This is a genomic window from Rhizobium sp. BK181 (genome assembly GCF_014193305.1).
Taxonomy (GTDB): domain Bacteria; phylum Pseudomonadota; class Alphaproteobacteria; order Rhizobiales; family Rhizobiaceae; genus Rhizobium.
Genome location: NZ_JACHZA010000002.1, coordinates 253,096 through 269,712 on the forward strand (window position 1 = coordinate 253,096; position 16,617 = coordinate 269,712).

Sequence of the window (16,617 nt, forward strand, 5' to 3'; positions counted from 1 at the left end):
AGCCAATGACCCTCAAGATCGGTGTTATCGGAACTGGCGCAATCGGCCAGGAGCACATCCAGCGCCTCCATCACAAGCTGGTTGGTTCGACCGTCGTCGCTGTCAACGACATCAACAAAGCTCAGGCGGAGGAGGTCGCCAAGCGCCTGACCCCCGCCGCCAAGGTATTCGAGAACGGCCACGACCTCGTCGCCGATCCCAACGTCGATGCCATCGTCGTGACGTCTTGGGGGCCGACCCACGAAGAATTTGTTCTCTCGTCGATCGCTGCTGGCAAGCCCGTCTTCTGTGAGAAGCCGCTGGCGACAACTGCCGAGGCCTGCCTCAACATCGTCAATGCGGAGATTGCCAGCGGACGCCAGCTTGTCCAGGTCGGCTTCATGCGCCGTTACGACAAGAGCTACCGCCTGCTCAAGGAGCAGATCACCAACGGCAATCTCGGTGAGCCGCTGATGGTGCACTGCGCCCATCGCAACCCGAGCGTTCCCGAGGTCTATGCAGGCGACATGGCGATCACCGATTCATTCCCGCATGAGATCGACGTGCTTCGCTGGTTGCTGGATGACGATTACGTGTCGGCGCAGATCATCATGCCGCGCAAGACAAAGCACACTCGCAAGGATCTCGACGATCCCCATATGATCCTGCTCGAAACCAAGAAGGGGATCCGCATCGATGTCGAGGTCTTCGTCAACTGCCCCTATGGCTACGACATCCAGTGCCAGGTCGTGGGTGAGGACGGGATCGGCTATCTTCCCGAGCCGATGAGTGTGCTGTTGCGCAAGGACGCAAAGCTCAGCCACGAGATCCTCCAGGATTGGAAGCTCCGCTTTATCGACAGCTACGACGTCGAGCTCCAGGAGTGGATCGAGTCCGTCAAGGCAGGCGTGGTTCGTGGCCCGACGGCCTGGGACGGTTACTTCGCGGCGGTGACTGCGGATGCCTGCGTCGAAGCGAAGCATTCTGGCAAGATCGTACCGATCAAGATCGGCGAGCGCCCGGCCTTCTATGCGCCCAACACGCTCAAGCCTGCCGCTTAACAAAACACCGAGGAGGAGGAAGCCATGAAGATTGCTCTCGACCCGCATATGCATCGGCACCTGCCGTTGAATGAACTTTGCCGCAAGGCGGCCGAACTCGGCTACGAGTACATCGAGGTCTCGCCGCGCGACGATCTGCTTCCGTGGTGGGTTCGCCCACGCGCCCACAAGGAGCGCGTGGCGGAGTTCAAGAAGGCACTCAAGGACCATAACGTCCAGGTAGCGTCCCTATTGCCGATGTATCGTTGGGCAAGCCCACACGAAGACGAGCGCAAGGCAGCGGTCGGCTACTGGAAGGAAGCGATCCAGCTCGCCGTTGATCTCGGCGTCGACACGATGAATTCAGAGTTTGGACGCGGCCCGTCGCCGGACCGTGGCCATCGTTCCAATTGCTGCGGCGGACATTTTACCCACGAGCACAGCGAAGCCGCCTGGTGGCGTTCGATCGAGGAACTCGTGCCGGTCTTCGAGAAGGAAGGCGTGACCCTTAACATGGAACCGCATCCGGAAGATTGGTGCGAGACTCTGCATCCGGCCATCGACATGCTGAAGACGATTGGCTCCAAGAACGTCAAGTTCCTCTACTGCGCACCGCACACCTTCTACTTCGGCGATGATATGGCGAAGATGATCCGGGACGCTGGCCCGCTGATCAACCATGTCCATGTAGCCGACACCTACAATCATCGGGCGTCGTCGGGCCTTCGCTACATCATCAATCCTCCGGGTGCCAAGGTGACCATTCACCAGCACATGGACATGGGGCAGGGCGAGATCAACTGGGACACCTTCTTCTCATCGCTCGCCGAAGTTGGCTTCGATGGCATCGTCACGGCTTGCGTCTTCGGTTGGGAGGATCGCGCTGACGCGTCCGGCCGCTTCATGCGCTCGGAAATTCAGAAGTACGTCGACAAGTACTGGAAGAAGTAGGCGGGCAAGCGATGCGTTTGGGACTGGTTGGATATGGCACAGGGGGCAGGCATTTTCATGCCCCCTATATCGCTGCGGCACAGGGTGTCGAGCTTGCGGGTGTCGTTGCCCGCGCACCGCAAACAATCGCGCGTGTCCAGGAAGATATGCCAAGTATACCCGTCTATGCCAGCCTCGCCGACATGATCAAAGCAGGCGGCATCGATGCCGTCACCATCACGACTCCTCCGCAAACGCGTCGAGAGCTCGTGCTCGAGGCGATCGCTGCCGGACTTCACGTCGTCGCAGACAAGCCTTTCGCATCAAGTGCCGCGGTTGCGCGGGAACTTGGCGAAGCCGCGGAGCGTGCAGGTGTGGTCCTGGCTGTCTACCATAACAGACGGTTCGACGCCGACGTTCTCACCTTGAAGAAGGTGATCGGTTCAGGGGAACTCGGTAAACTATGGCGCGTGCATTCCCGCATGGAGTTCGATGATCCCGCGACGCTTGAGGGCGGGCCGACCGGAGGCCTTTTGCGGGATCTCGGGAGCCATTTGGTTGATCAGATGCTCTGGTTACTTGGCCCGGTGCGGAGCGTGTCCGCATATTTGGATGTTGCCGAAACCAGCGAGGGAGTAACCGATGCCGGGTTCGTCCTGAATTTGCAGCATGTCTCCGGTGTTCATTCGCACCTGTCTGCGAGCAAACTCAACAGGCTGACCGTGAGGGAGTTTCGTGCCTATGGCGAGAATGGAAGCTTTGTCTCGTCCGGCACTGATGTACAGACGCAGGCCATCTTCGCTGGCAAGCGCCCGGCTGACGATCCTTCGGGTTGGGGCTATGAGTCAGAGGACCGCCTCGGTATTCTTCGAACGAGGACCGGCGATAGTGTTGTTCCATCCGAGCAGGGGCAATACCATTCCTATTATGAGGGTTTTCTGCGGGCGGTGAACGGCGACGGCCCGCCTCCCGTCAGTGTCGAGGAGGCTACCGCGACGTTAATGGTACTCGACGCGGCAAGGCTCTCTGCGCAAGAAGGGCGGACGGTCGATGTCTGACCGTGTCGAGGCCGTTCCGGTGGGATCTCGTCGTCCAGGACCGATGCGTACGGCGATAGGGTGGCTGGTGGAGTCTGGCGAGGCCCAACTGTTTCTAGCGGCTCTTCTTGCTGGAAGCGGCTGGCTCTTTTCGCTCAATGCACTGAAGGAGCTGCCGCCGCTCCTGTTCATCGGCTCCCGCTTTATGATCGCAGGTCTGCTGATCCATATCACGCTCGGACTGCCGTCACTCGGTCCCATGCGCCGCGTTTGGAAGGGGCTTGCCCTTTCTTCGTTTGCGATGGCTGCGGCGATGACGCTGTGGATCATTGGACTGAAGCATACCAGCCACATAGGCGTCGCAGCTTTCATTACCGCGACTGGCAATCTGATGGTGCCGCTTGTCGGCCTCGTCATCTTCAGGTGGCGCCTAGCACTCCACTCGGCGACCTCCCTTGCCGTTGCCGCTGTGGGGCTCGCACTCTTGCTGCTCAATGCCGGTTCTACCCTTGCGGCGCCGGATGTGATGTTCCTGGTATCGGCACTGTTGTGGGCTGTCAGCCTTGTCGTCGTCAGGGAGAAGGCGCGAGACGTGAGTGCAGCATCGGTTTCCGTTGCCCAACTCTTCTGTACTGGTGCAATCGTCGCCGTCGGATCGATGGTCACGGAGGAGTTGCCCGCGACGATCCCGTCATTCTCGACACTCGGTTGGTTTCTGGCGAGTCTGGTTCTTTCGACGTGCCTTCGGTTCGTGCTGCAGTTCGAGGGGCAAAGCCGGACGGCTCCGGCGAAAGCTGGCGTGATGATGATCTTCGAACCCGCGTGGGCGATGGTCTTTGCATTCATCTTCGTCGGTGCGTCGATCACTTCGGTTCAGGCCGCTGGGTGTGCCGTCATCTCTGCAGCCGTCGCGCGTGAGGCGCTGGCAAGGAAAGCGCCCAGCGGGTGAACGCGGTGGGTCACCACTGAATCTGGGCCATTGGTCCAAGTCGAATTGAAATCAGATGCAGGTCCGTCGGTCTCTGTCGGACGGTGGGAGAGGCGTGTCCAGCGGGCGGCGCGGCTTCCGGATGAAAGGATGAAGATATGAACAAGAGATTGGATGTCATCACGATCGGGCGCTCCAGCGTCGATCTTTATGGGGCGCAGATCGGCGGACGCCTGGAGGACATGGGTTCCTTCCGTAAGTATATCGGCGGTAGCCCCACCAACATTGCCTGTGGCGCAGCGCGCCTCGGTCTCAAGAGTGCCGTCATTACGCGCGTGGGTGACGAGCACATGGGACGCTTCATCCGAGAGCAGCTCCAGCGGGAACGCGTCGATACCCGGGGAGTGGCGACGGATCCGGAACGTCTGACAGCCTTAGTGCTCCTCGGCATCCGTGATGAGGACCAGTTTCCGCTCATCTTCTATCGCGAGAACTGCGCGGACATGGCGCTTTCCGAGGATGACATCGACGAAGGATTCATTGCTGAATCCCGAGCACTGGTGGTGACCGGGACACACCTGTCCAACGCCCGCACGGAAGCCGCGGTCATGAAGGCACTCAAGGTCGCCCGCAGGAACGGTGTCAAGACGGCGCTCGATATCGACTATCGCCCCAATCTGTGGGGCGTTGCGGGTCATGGCGATGGCGAGAGCAGGTTCGTAGAGAGCCGGGGCGTTACCGACAAACTCCAGTCCACCCTGCATCTCTTCGACCTGATTGTCGGAACCGAGGAGGAGTTTCACATCGCCGGCGGCTCTACAAACACCGTCGATGCTCTCAGGGCAGTTCGGAATGTTTCCGATGCCACCATGATCTGCAAGCGAGGTGCACTGGGCGCGGTGGCTATTGAGGATTGGGTCCCGAATAGCCTTGATGATGCTCAGAGGGGCCCGGGATTCCCAATCGAGGTATTCAATGTCCTTGGCGCCGGCGATGGCTTCTTTGCGGGTCTGTTGAAGGGCTGGCTCGATGGCGAAGCCTGGCCGAAGGCCCTGGAATACGCCAATGCTTGTGGTGCCTTCGCCGTAAGCCGCCACGGATGCACGCCAGCATACCCAAGTCTCGAGGAGCTGCAGTTCTTCCTCAAGCGTGGGGTGACACGCCCGGATCTGCGGAACGATCATGAGCTTGAGCAAATCCATTGGGCGACGAACCGCAGCGGAGATTGGTCGAGCATGCACGTGTTTGCTTTTGATCATCGCATGCAGCTGGAAGAGCTGCCCGGCTACACACTGAAGCGGGGTGGCGACTTCAAGCTGCTATGCCTGGAGGCTGCACAGCGCGTACAGAACGGCAGGCCAGGATACGGGATCCTCTGCGACAACCGTATTGGACGACGGGCGCTTCACGCGGCGGCTGGCACCGGGTTGTGGGTTGGGCGTCCCTGCGAATGGCCAGCGTCTCGGCCGCTGACGCTCGAGCCAGAACTCGGTTTGGATTGTGGCGGCCTGGAGGAATGGGCGCGCGACAATGTCGTGAAAATCCTGTGCTTCTGCCACCCGTCCGACAGTGCAGAGCGCCGTGCCGACCAGGAGACGACGGTCAAGAGGCTCTACGAGGCATCGCGCCGTAACGGTTTGGAGTTTCTGCTCGAAATCATTCCATCGAAGGTGTCCGCGGTGGATGACGAGACGAGCGCAATCTTAATTCAACAGTTCTACGACATCGGCGTCTACCCGGACTGGTGGAAGCTCGAGCCGATGAAGACGAAGGCTGCCTGGAAGAATGCCATCGCGGCGATCGAGAAGAACGACCGCAACACTCGGGGGATCGTTGTTCTCGGCTTGGATGCACCGGAAGCAGAACTGGCCGCCTCGTTCGAGGTTGCTGCATCCTTTGATCTGGTCAGGGGGTTTGCGGTGGGCCGGACGATCTTCGGCGACGTCGCCAGGTCCTGGATGAAGGGCGAGATCGGCGACGCCGATGCGGTCACCGAGATGGCGAAGCGCTACACGCGACTTTGCGAGATCTGGGACGCGGCACGCTTCAAGTCGCACAAGGCAGCGTAGGAGAATACGAATGACGACCATTCGACTGACGGCCGCACAGGCCATGGTGCGCTGGCTTTCGGTGCAATTGAACGAGGACGGTGAGCGCTTCATCGAGGGGGCGTGGGCGATCTTCGGTCATGGAAACGTCGCAGGACTGGGAGAAGCCCTTGAAGGGATCGGCTCGGCCTTCCCGACGTGGCGCGGCCAGAACGAGCAGACGATGGCCCACACAGCTATCGCCTACGCAAAGGCTCGGAAACGGAAGCGAGCTCAGATGGTCACCTCGTCGATCGGCCCCGGAGCGACCAACATGGTGACCGCGGCAGCACTCGCTCACGTGAACCGCCTTCCAGTTCTCTTCGTGCCGGGAGACGTGTTTGCCAACCGCCGGCCGGATCCTGTGCTTCAGCAAATCGAGGACTTCGAGGATGGTTCGGTGTCCGCAAACGACTGCTTCCGCCCGGTCAGCAGATACTTCGACAGGATCATGCGCCCTGAGCATCTTCTGACAGCGCTTCCGCGGGCCATGCGCGTGCTGACGGACCCGGCCGCTTGCGGACCTGTCACGCTCGCCTTCTGCCAGGATGTGCAAGCGGAAGCCCATGACTACCCGGAGGACTTCTTTGCCGAAAAGACCTGGCGTGTTCGGCGGCCGGAACCGGACTCCCGCGATCTCGCCGATGTTGCTGATCTCATCCGCAGGGCCGAAAACCCGGTCATCGTCTGCGGTGGCGGTGTGATCTATTCTCAGGCGGAGACCGTTCTGGCAGAATTTGCCACCCGGCATCGGATTCCGATTGTGGAGACCCAGGCTGGGAAATCGGCACTGCCGCAATCGCATGCGCTGAACTTCGGTGCTGCTGGCGTCGATGGTTCGGCGGCCGCGAACGCGGTTTGCGAACGTGCTGATGTCGTCATCGGGGTGGGTACCCGCTTCCAGGACTTCACCACAGGTTCGTGGTCGTTGTTCGATAAGACAGGGCGCAAGGTCGTGTCTATCAACGTGCAGCCTTACGACGGTGACAAGCATGGTGCTGTCGGGCTCATCGGTGACGCAAAGGTCGTTCTCGAAAAGCTGACCGAAAAACTCGGTTCATACGCTGCTACGGCGCCGCAATCAGAACTGAAATCGGACTGGCTGGATCGCGTCAACGCCCATTGCGCGGCGCCTGGGGATCGCGCACCAGGATACTTGCCCACGGATGCTCAAGTCATCGGGGCCGTGCAGCGCGCATCGACGGAGAAGTCGATTGCGATGTGTGCCGCGGGAACGATGCCCGGAGCGCTGAAGCTTCTCTGGCAGGCGTCACAGGGCGGATACCACATGGAATACGGCTTCTCCTGCATGGGCTACGAACTCGCAGGCGCACTGGGAGCCAAGCTTGCGCTCCCGGATCGCGAAGTTCTCTGCTTCGTTGGGGACGGCAGCTACATGATGGCCAACTCCGAGCTGGCAACTGCCGTCATGAGGCGGATCCCGTTCACGGTGATCCTGACCGACAATCGCGGCTATGGTTGCATCAACCGCCTCCAGATGGGCTGCGGCGGCGAGCAGTTCAACAACCTCTACAAGGACTGCAATGTCGAGGTTCAGCCAGAGATCGATTTCGTCGCGCATGCGGGATCCATGGGCGCCTTCGCAGAGAAAGCAACGGACATTGCCGATCTCGAGCGCCGTATTGTCGCTGCGCGAGATCGCGATCGCCCGACCGTCATCGTGATCGACACCGATCCCATGCATGGACCTGGCGAGGGGGGCGGTGGCCACTGGTGGGATGTGGCGGTGCCCGAAATCACTCGGACGGAAAAGGGTGCCGAGGCTCGTTCTCGCTATCAGGCGGGCCTGTCACGGCAGAACCTGGTGAATTGATGGCAGTGTATCCAAACCAACGGGAGGGCCAGTTGTGGCAGATCTGAAGCGCAAGCCGTTCGGTGATCACGGGAAGGTTCACGAGATCACACCGCAGTCAGCCGGATGGCGGTATGTCGGGTTCTCACTGTATAGGCTGCGGGCGGGTGAAGCCGCTGGCGAGGCGACAGGATCCAACGAGGTGATCCTCGTCGTCGTCGAGGGCAAAGCATCCGTCAGGGCCGCCGGCACTGATTGGGGTGTCCTGGGCGAGCGTATGAACGTCTTCGAGAAGACGCCGCCTCATTGCCTCTACATTCCGGCCCAGGAGGAATGGGCATTGGTGGCCGACACTGACTGCACCATTGCGGTTTGCTCGGCGCCGGGCAAGACCGGGCGGTCCGCGCGACGGATCGGACCGGATGGCATTTCGCTCGCCGAGAGGGGGCGCGGTACCAACACCCGCTACATCAACAACATCGCGATGGAGAACGAGGTTTTCTGCGATTCCTTGCTTGTCACGGAGGTGTTTACGCCCGCCGGGCATTGGTCGAGCTATCCATCGCATCGTCACGATGAGGACGATTTCCCGAGGATCACCTACCTGGAAGAGACCTACTACCACAGGCTCAATCCCAGAGAGGGATTCGGGATCCAGCGGGTCTATACCGACGATGGCAAACTGGACGAGACCATGGCAGTTGCCGATGGTGATGTCGTCCTCGTGCCGCGCGGCCACCACCCGTGCGGTGCGCCATACGGTTTCGAAATGTATTACCTGAACGTGATGGCTGGCCCAGTGCGGAAATGGCGCTTCATCCCCGCGCCGGAAGTGAAGTGGATTTTGGACCGCGACGCAAAATAGCGCTCGCCAATCCACCGTCCCTATTGTCGCTTGTCCGGCCGAAAAGGCCGAGGAGTATAATCCAATGCCGCTAATGAAATTTCACGTCTACAAGGGCCGCAATGCAGAGGAGATCGATGCGCTGCTCGACACTGCGCACGAGGCGATGGTCCGGTCGTTCAACGTGCCGGAACGCGACCGATACCAGATCTTGAATGAGCACGAGCCCTCTCACATGCGAGCCTTGGATACTGGGCTTGATATCCCGCGCAGCGAGAAGTTTGTCCTTGTCGAGGTTGTCTCCCGGCCTCGTGCGCAAGCGGAAAAGCTTGGCTTCTATGAAAACCTTTGCAGTTCGCTCCGAGAGCGGTGCGGAATACCGTCAACGGACGTCATGATTTCGTTTGTTCAAAACACCGACGAGGACTGGTCGTTCGGAAGGGGGCGGGCGCAGTTTGTTGAGGGAGAGCTTTAGAATGGGGAACGCGAAGACCCTGGAAGATCCCGCAACCTTGAGGACGCTCCTGCACGAAGCGCTGCTGCTGCGTTCGATCTGCGCAAGGCCACCCCGACAGCCGAGCGGTTCTCCCAGCGAAATCGAACTGTGGGAGCGGCAAGTCGACGCTGCCGACACGCTCGATTGGCGCTGGTGGTAGCTCCGCGACCGCCGGGCGGCCAACTCGATCCACCAATGAACATCGTGGCACTCTGCGCGAAAACGAGGTGATATACATGACCGGACCAATCAATGTCCCGGAGATCAAGAGCGTAGTCATAGCTCGACGGACCTCCTTTTCCCCGCACGTTGCCGCTGTACTCAGGCGGTCTCTTGATCAGCCCGAATCCGTCGCATTCGGCACGGTGGAGTCGCTTGCGAGGGCAACCGGCGTTGCCAACTCCACCGTAGTGCGTGCCGCACGGTCATTGGGATTCGAGAGCTTTCGAGATTTTCGGAAGATCTTCCGGGAGCATATCAAGGGCTCGTTCCGAACATTGAAAGCGCAGTCCAAGTAAGGGGATAGGCTGCTGTCATGAGTCTGCTTCGATCCTGGCAGGGCTTGATATGTGCCAAGATTGGAACCTCCTGATGACTCCCAGAGAGATGATGCGCTGAGCTCGTCGTATCAACCTTTCCCTATGTTCTAGCCGATTGAGATCGTTGGAACGAAAGCCTGCGCGGTTCGGTTCTGGTCGTATATTTTCATCCCCAGGTCTGCTTTGGGCATCCAGACACGCCCAGTTTCAACCGCTGCAGACGCCGGGATCGCCGGGAACACGTGGACCAGCGCACCTTCCCCATGATGGGCTTTGATTCTGTTGAAGAGGTCGCGCAGTAATTTCTTATATACCGCGAGGTCGTCCTTCCTGCGCATGATGTCGTTTCCGGGTTGCTCGCACGTGATCGACCATACGGCCGTGTCTTTCCCTAACACCGAAAAAATCCTGTCGTCATTCACCGTGGCGCTCAAGGCCAATTTTAGCGCGACCGGCACGTCCTTCCTGCTGCCGTATTCGCTGACCTGGTAAGAAATACGTGGTTGGTCAGGCAACCATTTCCATGTGTCCGGTTCCCGGTGCTTCTGATGAACAGAAACGGGCACGACGTCGCCTAGGAGCGTACCGAGGCGGATCAACAGTGGCTGCGGTGCCAGGGCGAAGACGCTGAGCTGACGGATCTCCCGCTGTTCGATGCGCTCCTTGATCTTTCGCGCGAAAAGCCGTTCCAAGTTTTCGTTCTGCTCAGTCCAGTAGGTTTCTTCGTGATCCTTGCGTTCCGATCCGATCAATTCGATGTCAATCGTGCGGCCTTCTGCTGGGTGGTGATCGGGGGGCATCGCGCTGAAGATTGCACGCGTTGTAACCAAAGAGTCGCGCTGACCAGTCGTGGCGGCGAACCTCACGACATGCGAGACGCGGTCGACATCCATGTCGGTGACAATCTCGATCCGGTCCTCGTGCTCCGCCTTCATCGCCAGAAGAACATCCTCGGGAAAGTCTGCCAGATAATCCACGTCGATTGCCTTGTGGTGGATGGGACACATAAGCATCAGGTTGTCGATGTCCTGAGCAAGTTGGGGAGATCGCACCGCATCTCCGCGAGGGCCGCCGGCCTCGTCAGCGACGATGTGAGCGATGTAGCCGAACTTGCCTGTACGTTTACCCGAGATGAGATCGCCGATTAGGAGCTTGTTACATCCACGGAATTGACACCGCCCAGCCGCCTTTGCCCACAAGGCACTTGCGACTTTTGCTGGAATTGCTGTCTTTGACATGTGGCCCCCTTATCGCCGCGCCGACCGCGGCACCATTTCAAATGAATTTTCTGCGGATTCGCGGCGCCGGGTCGTTAATCATTTCGACAGGCTGTGGCGCTCGCCCACGCATAAAAAGGTTCGCTCCCACTTGCAGCATGACGAACATCCGCAACCTAACAATCATCAAAACGGAGAAGTCGATGTTGCCGACGTCCTCGACCATGGCCTGCATTGTCGTTACGTCGGTCATGCTCGGGGTTACCGGAAAGCTTGGATGGGAATGCCATTCTCCGAGGTAATTAAAACGGCCGAAGTCATTGCTATGCTTCTCAAAGAAAGCTTCCAAGGCTTGAGTGTGGAGCTCTGGGCGACGCTCGAAGTACGTGCTTTCGCCACCCCTCGGATCGACAGTAACGTCTACAACCCGAAATCGACCCTCGTCGTCCAATTGCTCAGCCAACAACAAGCCTCCGGTTTCTCGTCGCCCTGATTGGGACAGTTCCCGGCAGATCTTCCTCCGGACCGAGCTAGCTAAAGCGATTTGCATCTTGGTCCTGTTCAGAGAAGAGAAGAGACACGAGTTCTTTCAGCTTCACCTCGTCGGGGCACGATCCCGCGCCCCAGCCATCCGTGCCGGTGTAGTTGATGGGGTGAGTATCGAACGGAGCAGTGAATATCCAGCCTTCGCTGAGGCCGATGGCATATGCAGGAGCGGGAAATTGGCTGCCACCACCGCGAAGGGTATCGATAGTCAGACGGGCCAAGTGGCCAGCGATGACGGAGACATCCGCATCGTCGGCGATCATCGGAGGTTGGCCTGTCTGCAGGACGCCGTAGTTCACTTGCTGGGAAGGCATCTTCCACTCAATGTCCTGATCGTCGCACCATTTGAGAATCTGGCGACGTGCCACATCAGGTGACGGATCGTGCTCAGGTCGCGATCGGGCGACGATTCCACCGATCCCACCACCGAAGACTTCGGCCCATACCATTGGCCGGCCCCTGAATCTCGCGGCAGCAGCGGCAAGGCCGAAAACCGTCGCATCCGCGGTAGCGTCGATAATCAGGTCGCAGTTGGAGATCGTTTCGAGTGCGGTGGCGGTCCACTCAGAACTTTCCTGGCCGCCAAGGTTCACGATTTGCACGGTGACCTTTGCGTCCGGAGCAATCTCGAGTAGCCGTGCCCGCAGTACCTTTGCTTTGTGTGCACCGACACCACGCCAATCGAGCTCATTCCTCACCAAGTTTCCGGGAGCGAGAATGTCGTCGTCGAACAATTCAAGCTTCCGGGCACCCGATCGCACCAGCATTGCCGCCGTTCTCGATCCAAGAGAACCACATCCGATTAGTGCGATCCGCTTGTCGGCGAGCGCCGAGTTTGCAGTTGGAAGCCGTCGTTGGCCAGCGTCTGCAACAAATGTGGAGTAGCCGTAATGGCGGACGTCGCCATCTGTCTTGCGAAACACCATCGCTAACCAAGCGGTGTCGTCATCTACAAGCAGGTAGGTGGCAGGCGGCCAATCCGGAAACTCAGTGGTGAGGCCTGCGGCCTTCAGAACCAAGGCCAAGTCTTCTTCTTTGGCGGGTCCCGGAAACATGATTCCGCGAGGAACACGGATTGCGGTCCCCTTGTAATTAGTGGCGGCCGATACGGGCTTACTCTGTTGCCAGATCTTATCTCCATCCGAGCCAAGCATGGTCAGATGCGCCACGGCAGCGTCGCCGTAGTAGTGCTCATCGACCTCGATTGGCATTAACTGGCGGTCATCCATGGCTTGAACCAAATGCAATGCTACCTCAGGTATGACAAGCCTGAGGTAGGTGCCGCGGAGACGCTGGCCTTCAGATACCGCGTGAGCCGAGGGAACCCCGTCGCCTCTCGATTCAGCGCTTTCGCCTACAAGCAAGCGGTAGGCGCTTTCGATCATCATCGAGCCAGTGAAATTTAGCTCCCAGTTGTCGGGCCGATACTCCAGGCATAGCTCGCCTGACGGACCGTACTGATGGCCGGATAGGCGTTCGCTGTCCGCGTTGAATACCAAGGGAGGAATCGAAGGGAAAAATTCCGGGTAGCGCATTACAAGACGCCACCTAGAATCCGCTTCGACAATCTCAAAGTCCAATAACAACTTCAGTCCGTCTAGGCGCCACCGCACGTTCTGGAGCCAGTCAGCCGATTGCTCAAGCCGAGCAATCTCAAGCCGCTCAGACAAGCCTCGGCCGGGATCCGAAACCCACCAGATCATTTGCCGCCGAATCCTGCCGGCTTACCCGGAACACGCGCCTGAGCGGGGAAAGAGGGCACGGCCGCGGCGACGGTCGCGGCCGTGGCAGGACGCAGTAGCGACGAGGCCGGCTTTGGGGCCGCACGGTCCCTTGCCCGCTCAGCCAGGCCGCGACCTATGCGGGGCGCCACGGAGTCGGTTATCATCTGACGGCTGTTCCCCTGGGCGGCATGGAAGAAGTCTCGCCGAGCTGCTTCCAGCCATTCGGAAAACGCAGCTTGGCGTTCCGGATATTCGGCCCACTTATCTGCGAAGTTCTCCAGGGGGTCAGACGGATTGGTTATGTGGTATCGGATGCCATCGAACCCGATGAAGCGGTCCATCTTGGTCAGGATTGAAACGAGAGCTTGGCCGATTGTTTCCTCGCCTTCGTATGCGTGAGCTGCCAATGTCGTAAGGATCACGGAGATCGGTTTGACATCCTTGCGGTCCGCGAACATCTGATCGCGATGCCGCTTGAGGATCATGATTGCCTGTTGCAGCGGGGTGACTACCCGGTACTCAGGAATGCTTTCCACGCTGGCCTGCGTCGATTCGGCGAGCTTTTGGCGCTTGCGCGCGAAAGCGTCAGCCATGCGCGAACGGAACCAATTGGCGTAACCCTTGGGGTTGGAACGGGGCCAGTTGCTCGTTTGCTGAAAAAAGAGTGGGTGTTTATTGTCTGTGATGGCGATCGCGGTCCCGGCCCACTGTGCATCGAGCCCGCGCGATTCTAGCAACACTCGCGTAGAGGGGCCATTAGGAAGCGCCGGAACGATATCCATATGGAACTGTGCCCCATCCGCATACTCGAGCGTCCAGCAACGACGGCCTTCCCCGAGAGGCTTCACCATTGCCTGAGCTACACGATAGGCCTCAATTTCCACCCGAAGCATTTCCTTGAGGGTTTGTTGGGTCAACTGATCCTTCACCAGCGCGGCCAACTCGCAGACCGAGTCAATGTCATACTGACCGTTTTCGTCGTCCGGTTTGATAACTGTGCCCAGCCGGAACGAACCCTGGGAGTACACTTGCGGATCGTATTGCTTCACCGTCGATGCGTCGCGATGCAGCCAAGTGCCCAAGGACTCGTAACTAGAAACTGCCTGCTGGTATCTAGTGGGTGAAATACTAAGCTCGTCCGCCAAAGCCTCGAGGTAGCCTTCGGCTTCCTTGGTAATCGTAATCATCGCGCCCTCATCCTGCTAACCCAACGATAAGCACGACCATTGGTGCCTGCGCCTGTGGGCGCATGTCGCCTGACAACTCGATCAGCTTCGTCCCAGAACTAGATCGATTTGTCGAAACGGACAAACCTGAATGGATGGTGCCCCGCGGCGACTTATCGCACACAGGTTGCATTTAGGTTCGCGCCGCCCGTGGATCAAGGGGGGCATGTTCAATGGCGTGCCAAAAAATGAAGCAACGAGATCAGCCACATAGAGAACAAAGCCAACGGTCTTCGAGCACACCAGTTTGCGACTGGGGCGGCCTTCGAGTTTCTGGACAATGAACTGGACATTCCCTTTGAGCCATTCGTAGCCAAGGACAGCGAAGATCTCCTTCTTCCTAGGGCGCCGGGGGACCCATGGCATGGCGCACGACAGCTTGCACGACTTCAGACGTGAGCGCACAAGTTCATGAACACAAGCCCGAAAGCCGTCTGCGCGTCTGCAGTCGAGAGCACCTCTCGAGGAGCCTTCCGGACTTGACTTTTTGCCCCAAATAAAGAACATAAAGTGAACAAATGACGAGGTGTAAAATGACCAGATCTGAGGAAGTCGTGGCAGCAGCTTTGGCGGTGGTGGCTGCTTGCCGCGCTGAACGGGAACGTGATGCCGAACGACGGAAGCGCACCTTTGGCAGTATCGAGATCGGCCGCGCACTGCCACAGATCAAAAATCACCAACTCAATCTGGATCTACACTGATGATCCCGCTGACGAAGGAAGATATCGACTTCGAGGTACAAGCCGCGCTTGCCTGGCATGACGACGACGCGTGCGCCACAATCGCTACCCTACTTGAGGACATCCGGCATTTGAGGAGGCAGTTGCTTCTCGCTGAGGGTGCCATGAGCCGCGGAATGACGCGAGGATGGACGCCGAAGCTCGAACGGAAATGAACATGCGTCACCGCAGGGGCATTAATTTGGCGCCACCTGGGGACCACGCCATTGATTTGAGTCGGGAAACTCTCGGCTCGTTGCCGGAAATGTACGTGCTGGTAGCTGCGTGCCCAGCATGTATGAAAACCTCTCCGATCGACCGCTGGGAACTCGGGCCACAGGTTGGAAAGCGGGTCACCCTTGCCAATTTGGCAAAGAGACTGAAGTGTTCGGCGTGCGGCAACCATGCCAGCAATAGATTTCTGATCGGAAAGCTACCGCGAGACTGATAGGGAGGCGATGGTGTGCGGACGCATCTATATAAAGGCGACCTTGGAGGAGATGCTGCAGAACTTCGCGTTCGCGGCACGCGGTGATATCGGAAATCTCAGCAATCAGTTTCCGCGATATAACGGCGCGCCATCTCTCTATTACCCGATCATCATTCGCGACATGGTGCGCGAACCCGACACCATGGGACCGGTCTTCGTCACCGCTCGCTGGGGCCTGCAGCCTTCCTGGATGAAGCCAGGCGGTCGTCCGCCACCGATCAATGCACGATGCGAGGGCATTGCTACGAACGGATTGTTCAAGTCTGCCTTCCGCTCGCGGCGCTGCCTAGTGCCGATCAATGGCTTCTTCGAATGGAAGGACATCCTCGGCACGGGCAAAAACAAGCAGCCGTACGCAATCGCAATGGCCGATGACCGTGCATTTGCACTCGCTGGCATTTGGGACACTTGGCGCGATCCGGCCACTGGCGCCGATGTTCGCAACTTCGCGGTCGTGACATGCCCGCCGAATGAGATGATGGCAAGTATCCATGACCGAATGCCTGTCATCCTGCATCGGGCAGATTACGAGCGATGGCTATCGCCGGAGCCCGATCCGGACGAGCTAATGAAACCTTTCCCGGGAGACCAGATGAAGATGTGGCCGATCGGAAGAAAGGTCGGGTCGCCCAAGAATGATACGCCCGACATCTTGGATGAGATCGATCCAACGATCGAATCCTAGTGCTTGCGCGCTTCGAGAGTCCAAGGCGCTGTCGTGGCATCCGCAGCCACCCCGAATCGCTCCGTAGAGACTAGCGAGCGCACAACGGTGTAAGTCTCAGTTCCTCGCAGCTTGTTTTTGCAGTTCGTCCAGTCTGCGAATAGCTTGGCGAATGGGAAAATCATAACCCTTGTTGCCATTGAGGCGCTTGGCCTCTTGAAGCAGGGCAAGGTTGCGTGTCGCTTCGTCGATTTGTTGGCTTAGTTCATGCATTATGTGGGTCTCCTGTTGATGTTGTTACTTTGTATTTAGGAGAATCCGGATCTCTGGATTTCGCG

Annotated in this window: 18 protein-coding genes; 13 read left to right on the forward strand and 5 right to left on the reverse strand. The window is 58.8% G+C overall.

The genetic code is table 11. The features are described 5' to 3' along the window. Nucleotides 1-5: 5 nt before the first annotated feature. The 10 genes from FHT77_RS08675 (at nt 6) to FHT77_RS32200 (ending at nt 9,672) form a co-directional block, all read left to right on the forward strand. Nucleotides 6-1,040, forward strand: coding sequence for a Gfo/Idh/MocA family protein (locus tag FHT77_RS08675; protein ID WP_183754320.1), 1,035 nt, complete (start codon nt 6-8; stop codon nt 1,038-1,040). A 24-nt stretch (nt 1,041-1,064) separates the two neighbouring features. Continuing rightward, nucleotides 1,065-1,970 carry a sugar phosphate isomerase/epimerase family protein gene (locus tag FHT77_RS08680; RefSeq protein WP_183754322.1) on the forward strand — a complete coding sequence of 302 codons (906 nt, stop codon included), beginning with the start codon at nt 1,065-1,067 and terminating at the stop codon, nt 1,968-1,970. Nucleotides 1,971-1,981: 11 nt separating this feature from the next. Then, a complete protein-coding gene (locus FHT77_RS08685) occupies nt 1,982-3,007 on the forward strand; it encodes a Gfo/Idh/MocA family protein (RefSeq protein WP_183754324.1) in 1,026 nt (341 codons plus the stop codon). After that, nucleotides 3,000-3,935 carry a DMT family transporter gene (locus FHT77_RS08690; RefSeq protein ID WP_183754326.1) on the forward strand — a complete coding sequence of 312 codons (936 nt, stop codon included), beginning with the start codon at nt 3,000-3,002 and terminating at the stop codon, nt 3,933-3,935. The genes FHT77_RS08685 and FHT77_RS08690 overlap by 8 nt, the downstream gene beginning before the upstream one ends. A 137-nt stretch (nt 3,936-4,072) precedes the next feature. After that, nucleotides 4,073-5,983 carry a bifunctional 5-dehydro-2-deoxygluconokinase/5-dehydro-2-deoxyphosphogluconate aldolase gene (iolC, locus tag FHT77_RS08695; protein WP_183754328.1) on the forward strand — a complete coding sequence of 637 codons (1,911 nt, stop codon included), beginning with the start codon at nt 4,073-4,075 and terminating at the stop codon, nt 5,981-5,983. A gap of 10 nt (nt 5,984-5,993) precedes the next feature. Beyond that, complete coding sequence (gene iolD, locus FHT77_RS08700) at nt 5,994-7,835, forward strand: 3D-(3,5/4)-trihydroxycyclohexane-1,2-dione acylhydrolase (decyclizing) (RefSeq protein ID WP_183754330.1); 1,842 nt, start codon at nt 5,994-5,996, stop codon at nt 7,833-7,835. A 34-nt stretch (nt 7,836-7,869) separates the two neighbouring features. Beyond that, complete coding sequence (gene iolB, locus FHT77_RS08705; RefSeq protein WP_183754332.1) at nt 7,870-8,679, forward strand: 5-deoxy-glucuronate isomerase; 810 nt, start codon at nt 7,870-7,872, stop codon at nt 8,677-8,679. A gap of 64 nt (nt 8,680-8,743) precedes the next feature. Further along, nucleotides 8,744-9,133 (forward strand): tautomerase family protein, encoded by a 390-nt coding sequence (locus FHT77_RS08710; protein ID WP_183754334.1) that lies wholly within the window; start codon nt 8,744-8,746, stop codon nt 9,131-9,133. Between the two features lies 1 nt (nt 9,134). After that, a complete protein-coding gene (locus tag FHT77_RS08715; RefSeq protein WP_183754336.1) occupies nt 9,135-9,314 on the forward strand; it encodes a hypothetical protein in 180 nt (59 codons plus the stop codon). A gap of 76 nt (nt 9,315-9,390) precedes the next feature. Continuing rightward, nucleotides 9,391-9,672, forward strand: coding sequence for a MurR/RpiR family transcriptional regulator (locus tag FHT77_RS32200; protein WP_183754338.1), 282 nt, complete (start codon nt 9,391-9,393; stop codon nt 9,670-9,672). A 128-nt stretch (nt 9,673-9,800) separates the two neighbouring features. Here FHT77_RS32200 and FHT77_RS08725 read toward each other — a convergent pair whose 3' ends face one another. The 4 genes from FHT77_RS08725 to FHT77_RS08740 all read right to left on the reverse strand — a co-directional run bounded on the left by FHT77_RS08725 (nt 9,801) and on the right by FHT77_RS08740 (nt 14,367). Next, nucleotides 9,801-10,931, reverse strand: coding sequence for an SAVED domain-containing protein (locus FHT77_RS08725; RefSeq protein WP_183754339.1), 1,131 nt, complete (start codon nt 10,929-10,931; stop codon nt 9,801-9,803). Nucleotides 10,932-10,968: 37 nt separating this feature from the next. Further along, a complete protein-coding gene (locus FHT77_RS32205; RefSeq protein WP_183754341.1) occupies nt 10,969-11,460 on the reverse strand; it encodes a Mov34/MPN/PAD-1 family protein in 492 nt (163 codons plus the stop codon). Then, entirely contained in the window at nt 11,441-12,955 is a 1,515-nt protein-coding gene (locus FHT77_RS08735; protein ID WP_246719745.1) for a ThiF family adenylyltransferase, read from the reverse strand. Before FHT77_RS08735 ends, FHT77_RS32205 begins: the two co-directional genes overlap by 20 nt. Before the next feature lie 200 nt (nt 12,956-13,155). Further along, nucleotides 13,156-14,367 carry a nucleotidyltransferase gene (locus FHT77_RS08740; RefSeq protein WP_183754346.1) on the reverse strand — a complete coding sequence of 404 codons (1,212 nt, stop codon included), beginning with the start codon at nt 14,365-14,367 and terminating at the stop codon, nt 13,156-13,158. Nucleotides 14,368-14,939: 572 nt separating this feature from the next. Between FHT77_RS08740 and FHT77_RS08745 the strand changes: the two genes are divergently transcribed. The 3 genes from FHT77_RS08745 (at nt 14,940) to FHT77_RS08755 (ending at nt 16,300) form a co-directional block, all read left to right on the forward strand. Continuing rightward, a complete protein-coding gene (locus FHT77_RS08745) occupies nt 14,940-15,107 on the forward strand; it encodes a hypothetical protein (protein ID WP_183754347.1) in 168 nt (55 codons plus the stop codon). Beyond that, nucleotides 15,107-15,301, forward strand: a complete 195-nt coding sequence (locus FHT77_RS08750; protein WP_183754349.1) for a hypothetical protein — start codon at nt 15,107-15,109, stop codon at nt 15,299-15,301. Before FHT77_RS08745 ends, FHT77_RS08750 begins: the two co-directional genes overlap by 1 nt. 285 nt (nt 15,302-15,586) lie before the next feature. Further along, entirely contained in the window at nt 15,587-16,300 is a 714-nt protein-coding gene (locus tag FHT77_RS08755) for an SOS response-associated peptidase (RefSeq protein ID WP_183754351.1), read from the forward strand. A gap of 96 nt (nt 16,301-16,396) precedes the next feature. Here the strand turns inward: FHT77_RS08755 and FHT77_RS08760 are convergent, their stop codons facing one another. Then, nucleotides 16,397-16,552, reverse strand: coding sequence for a hypothetical protein (locus FHT77_RS08760; RefSeq protein WP_183754353.1), 156 nt, complete (start codon nt 16,550-16,552; stop codon nt 16,397-16,399). Nucleotides 16,553-16,617: the final 65 nt, after the last annotated feature.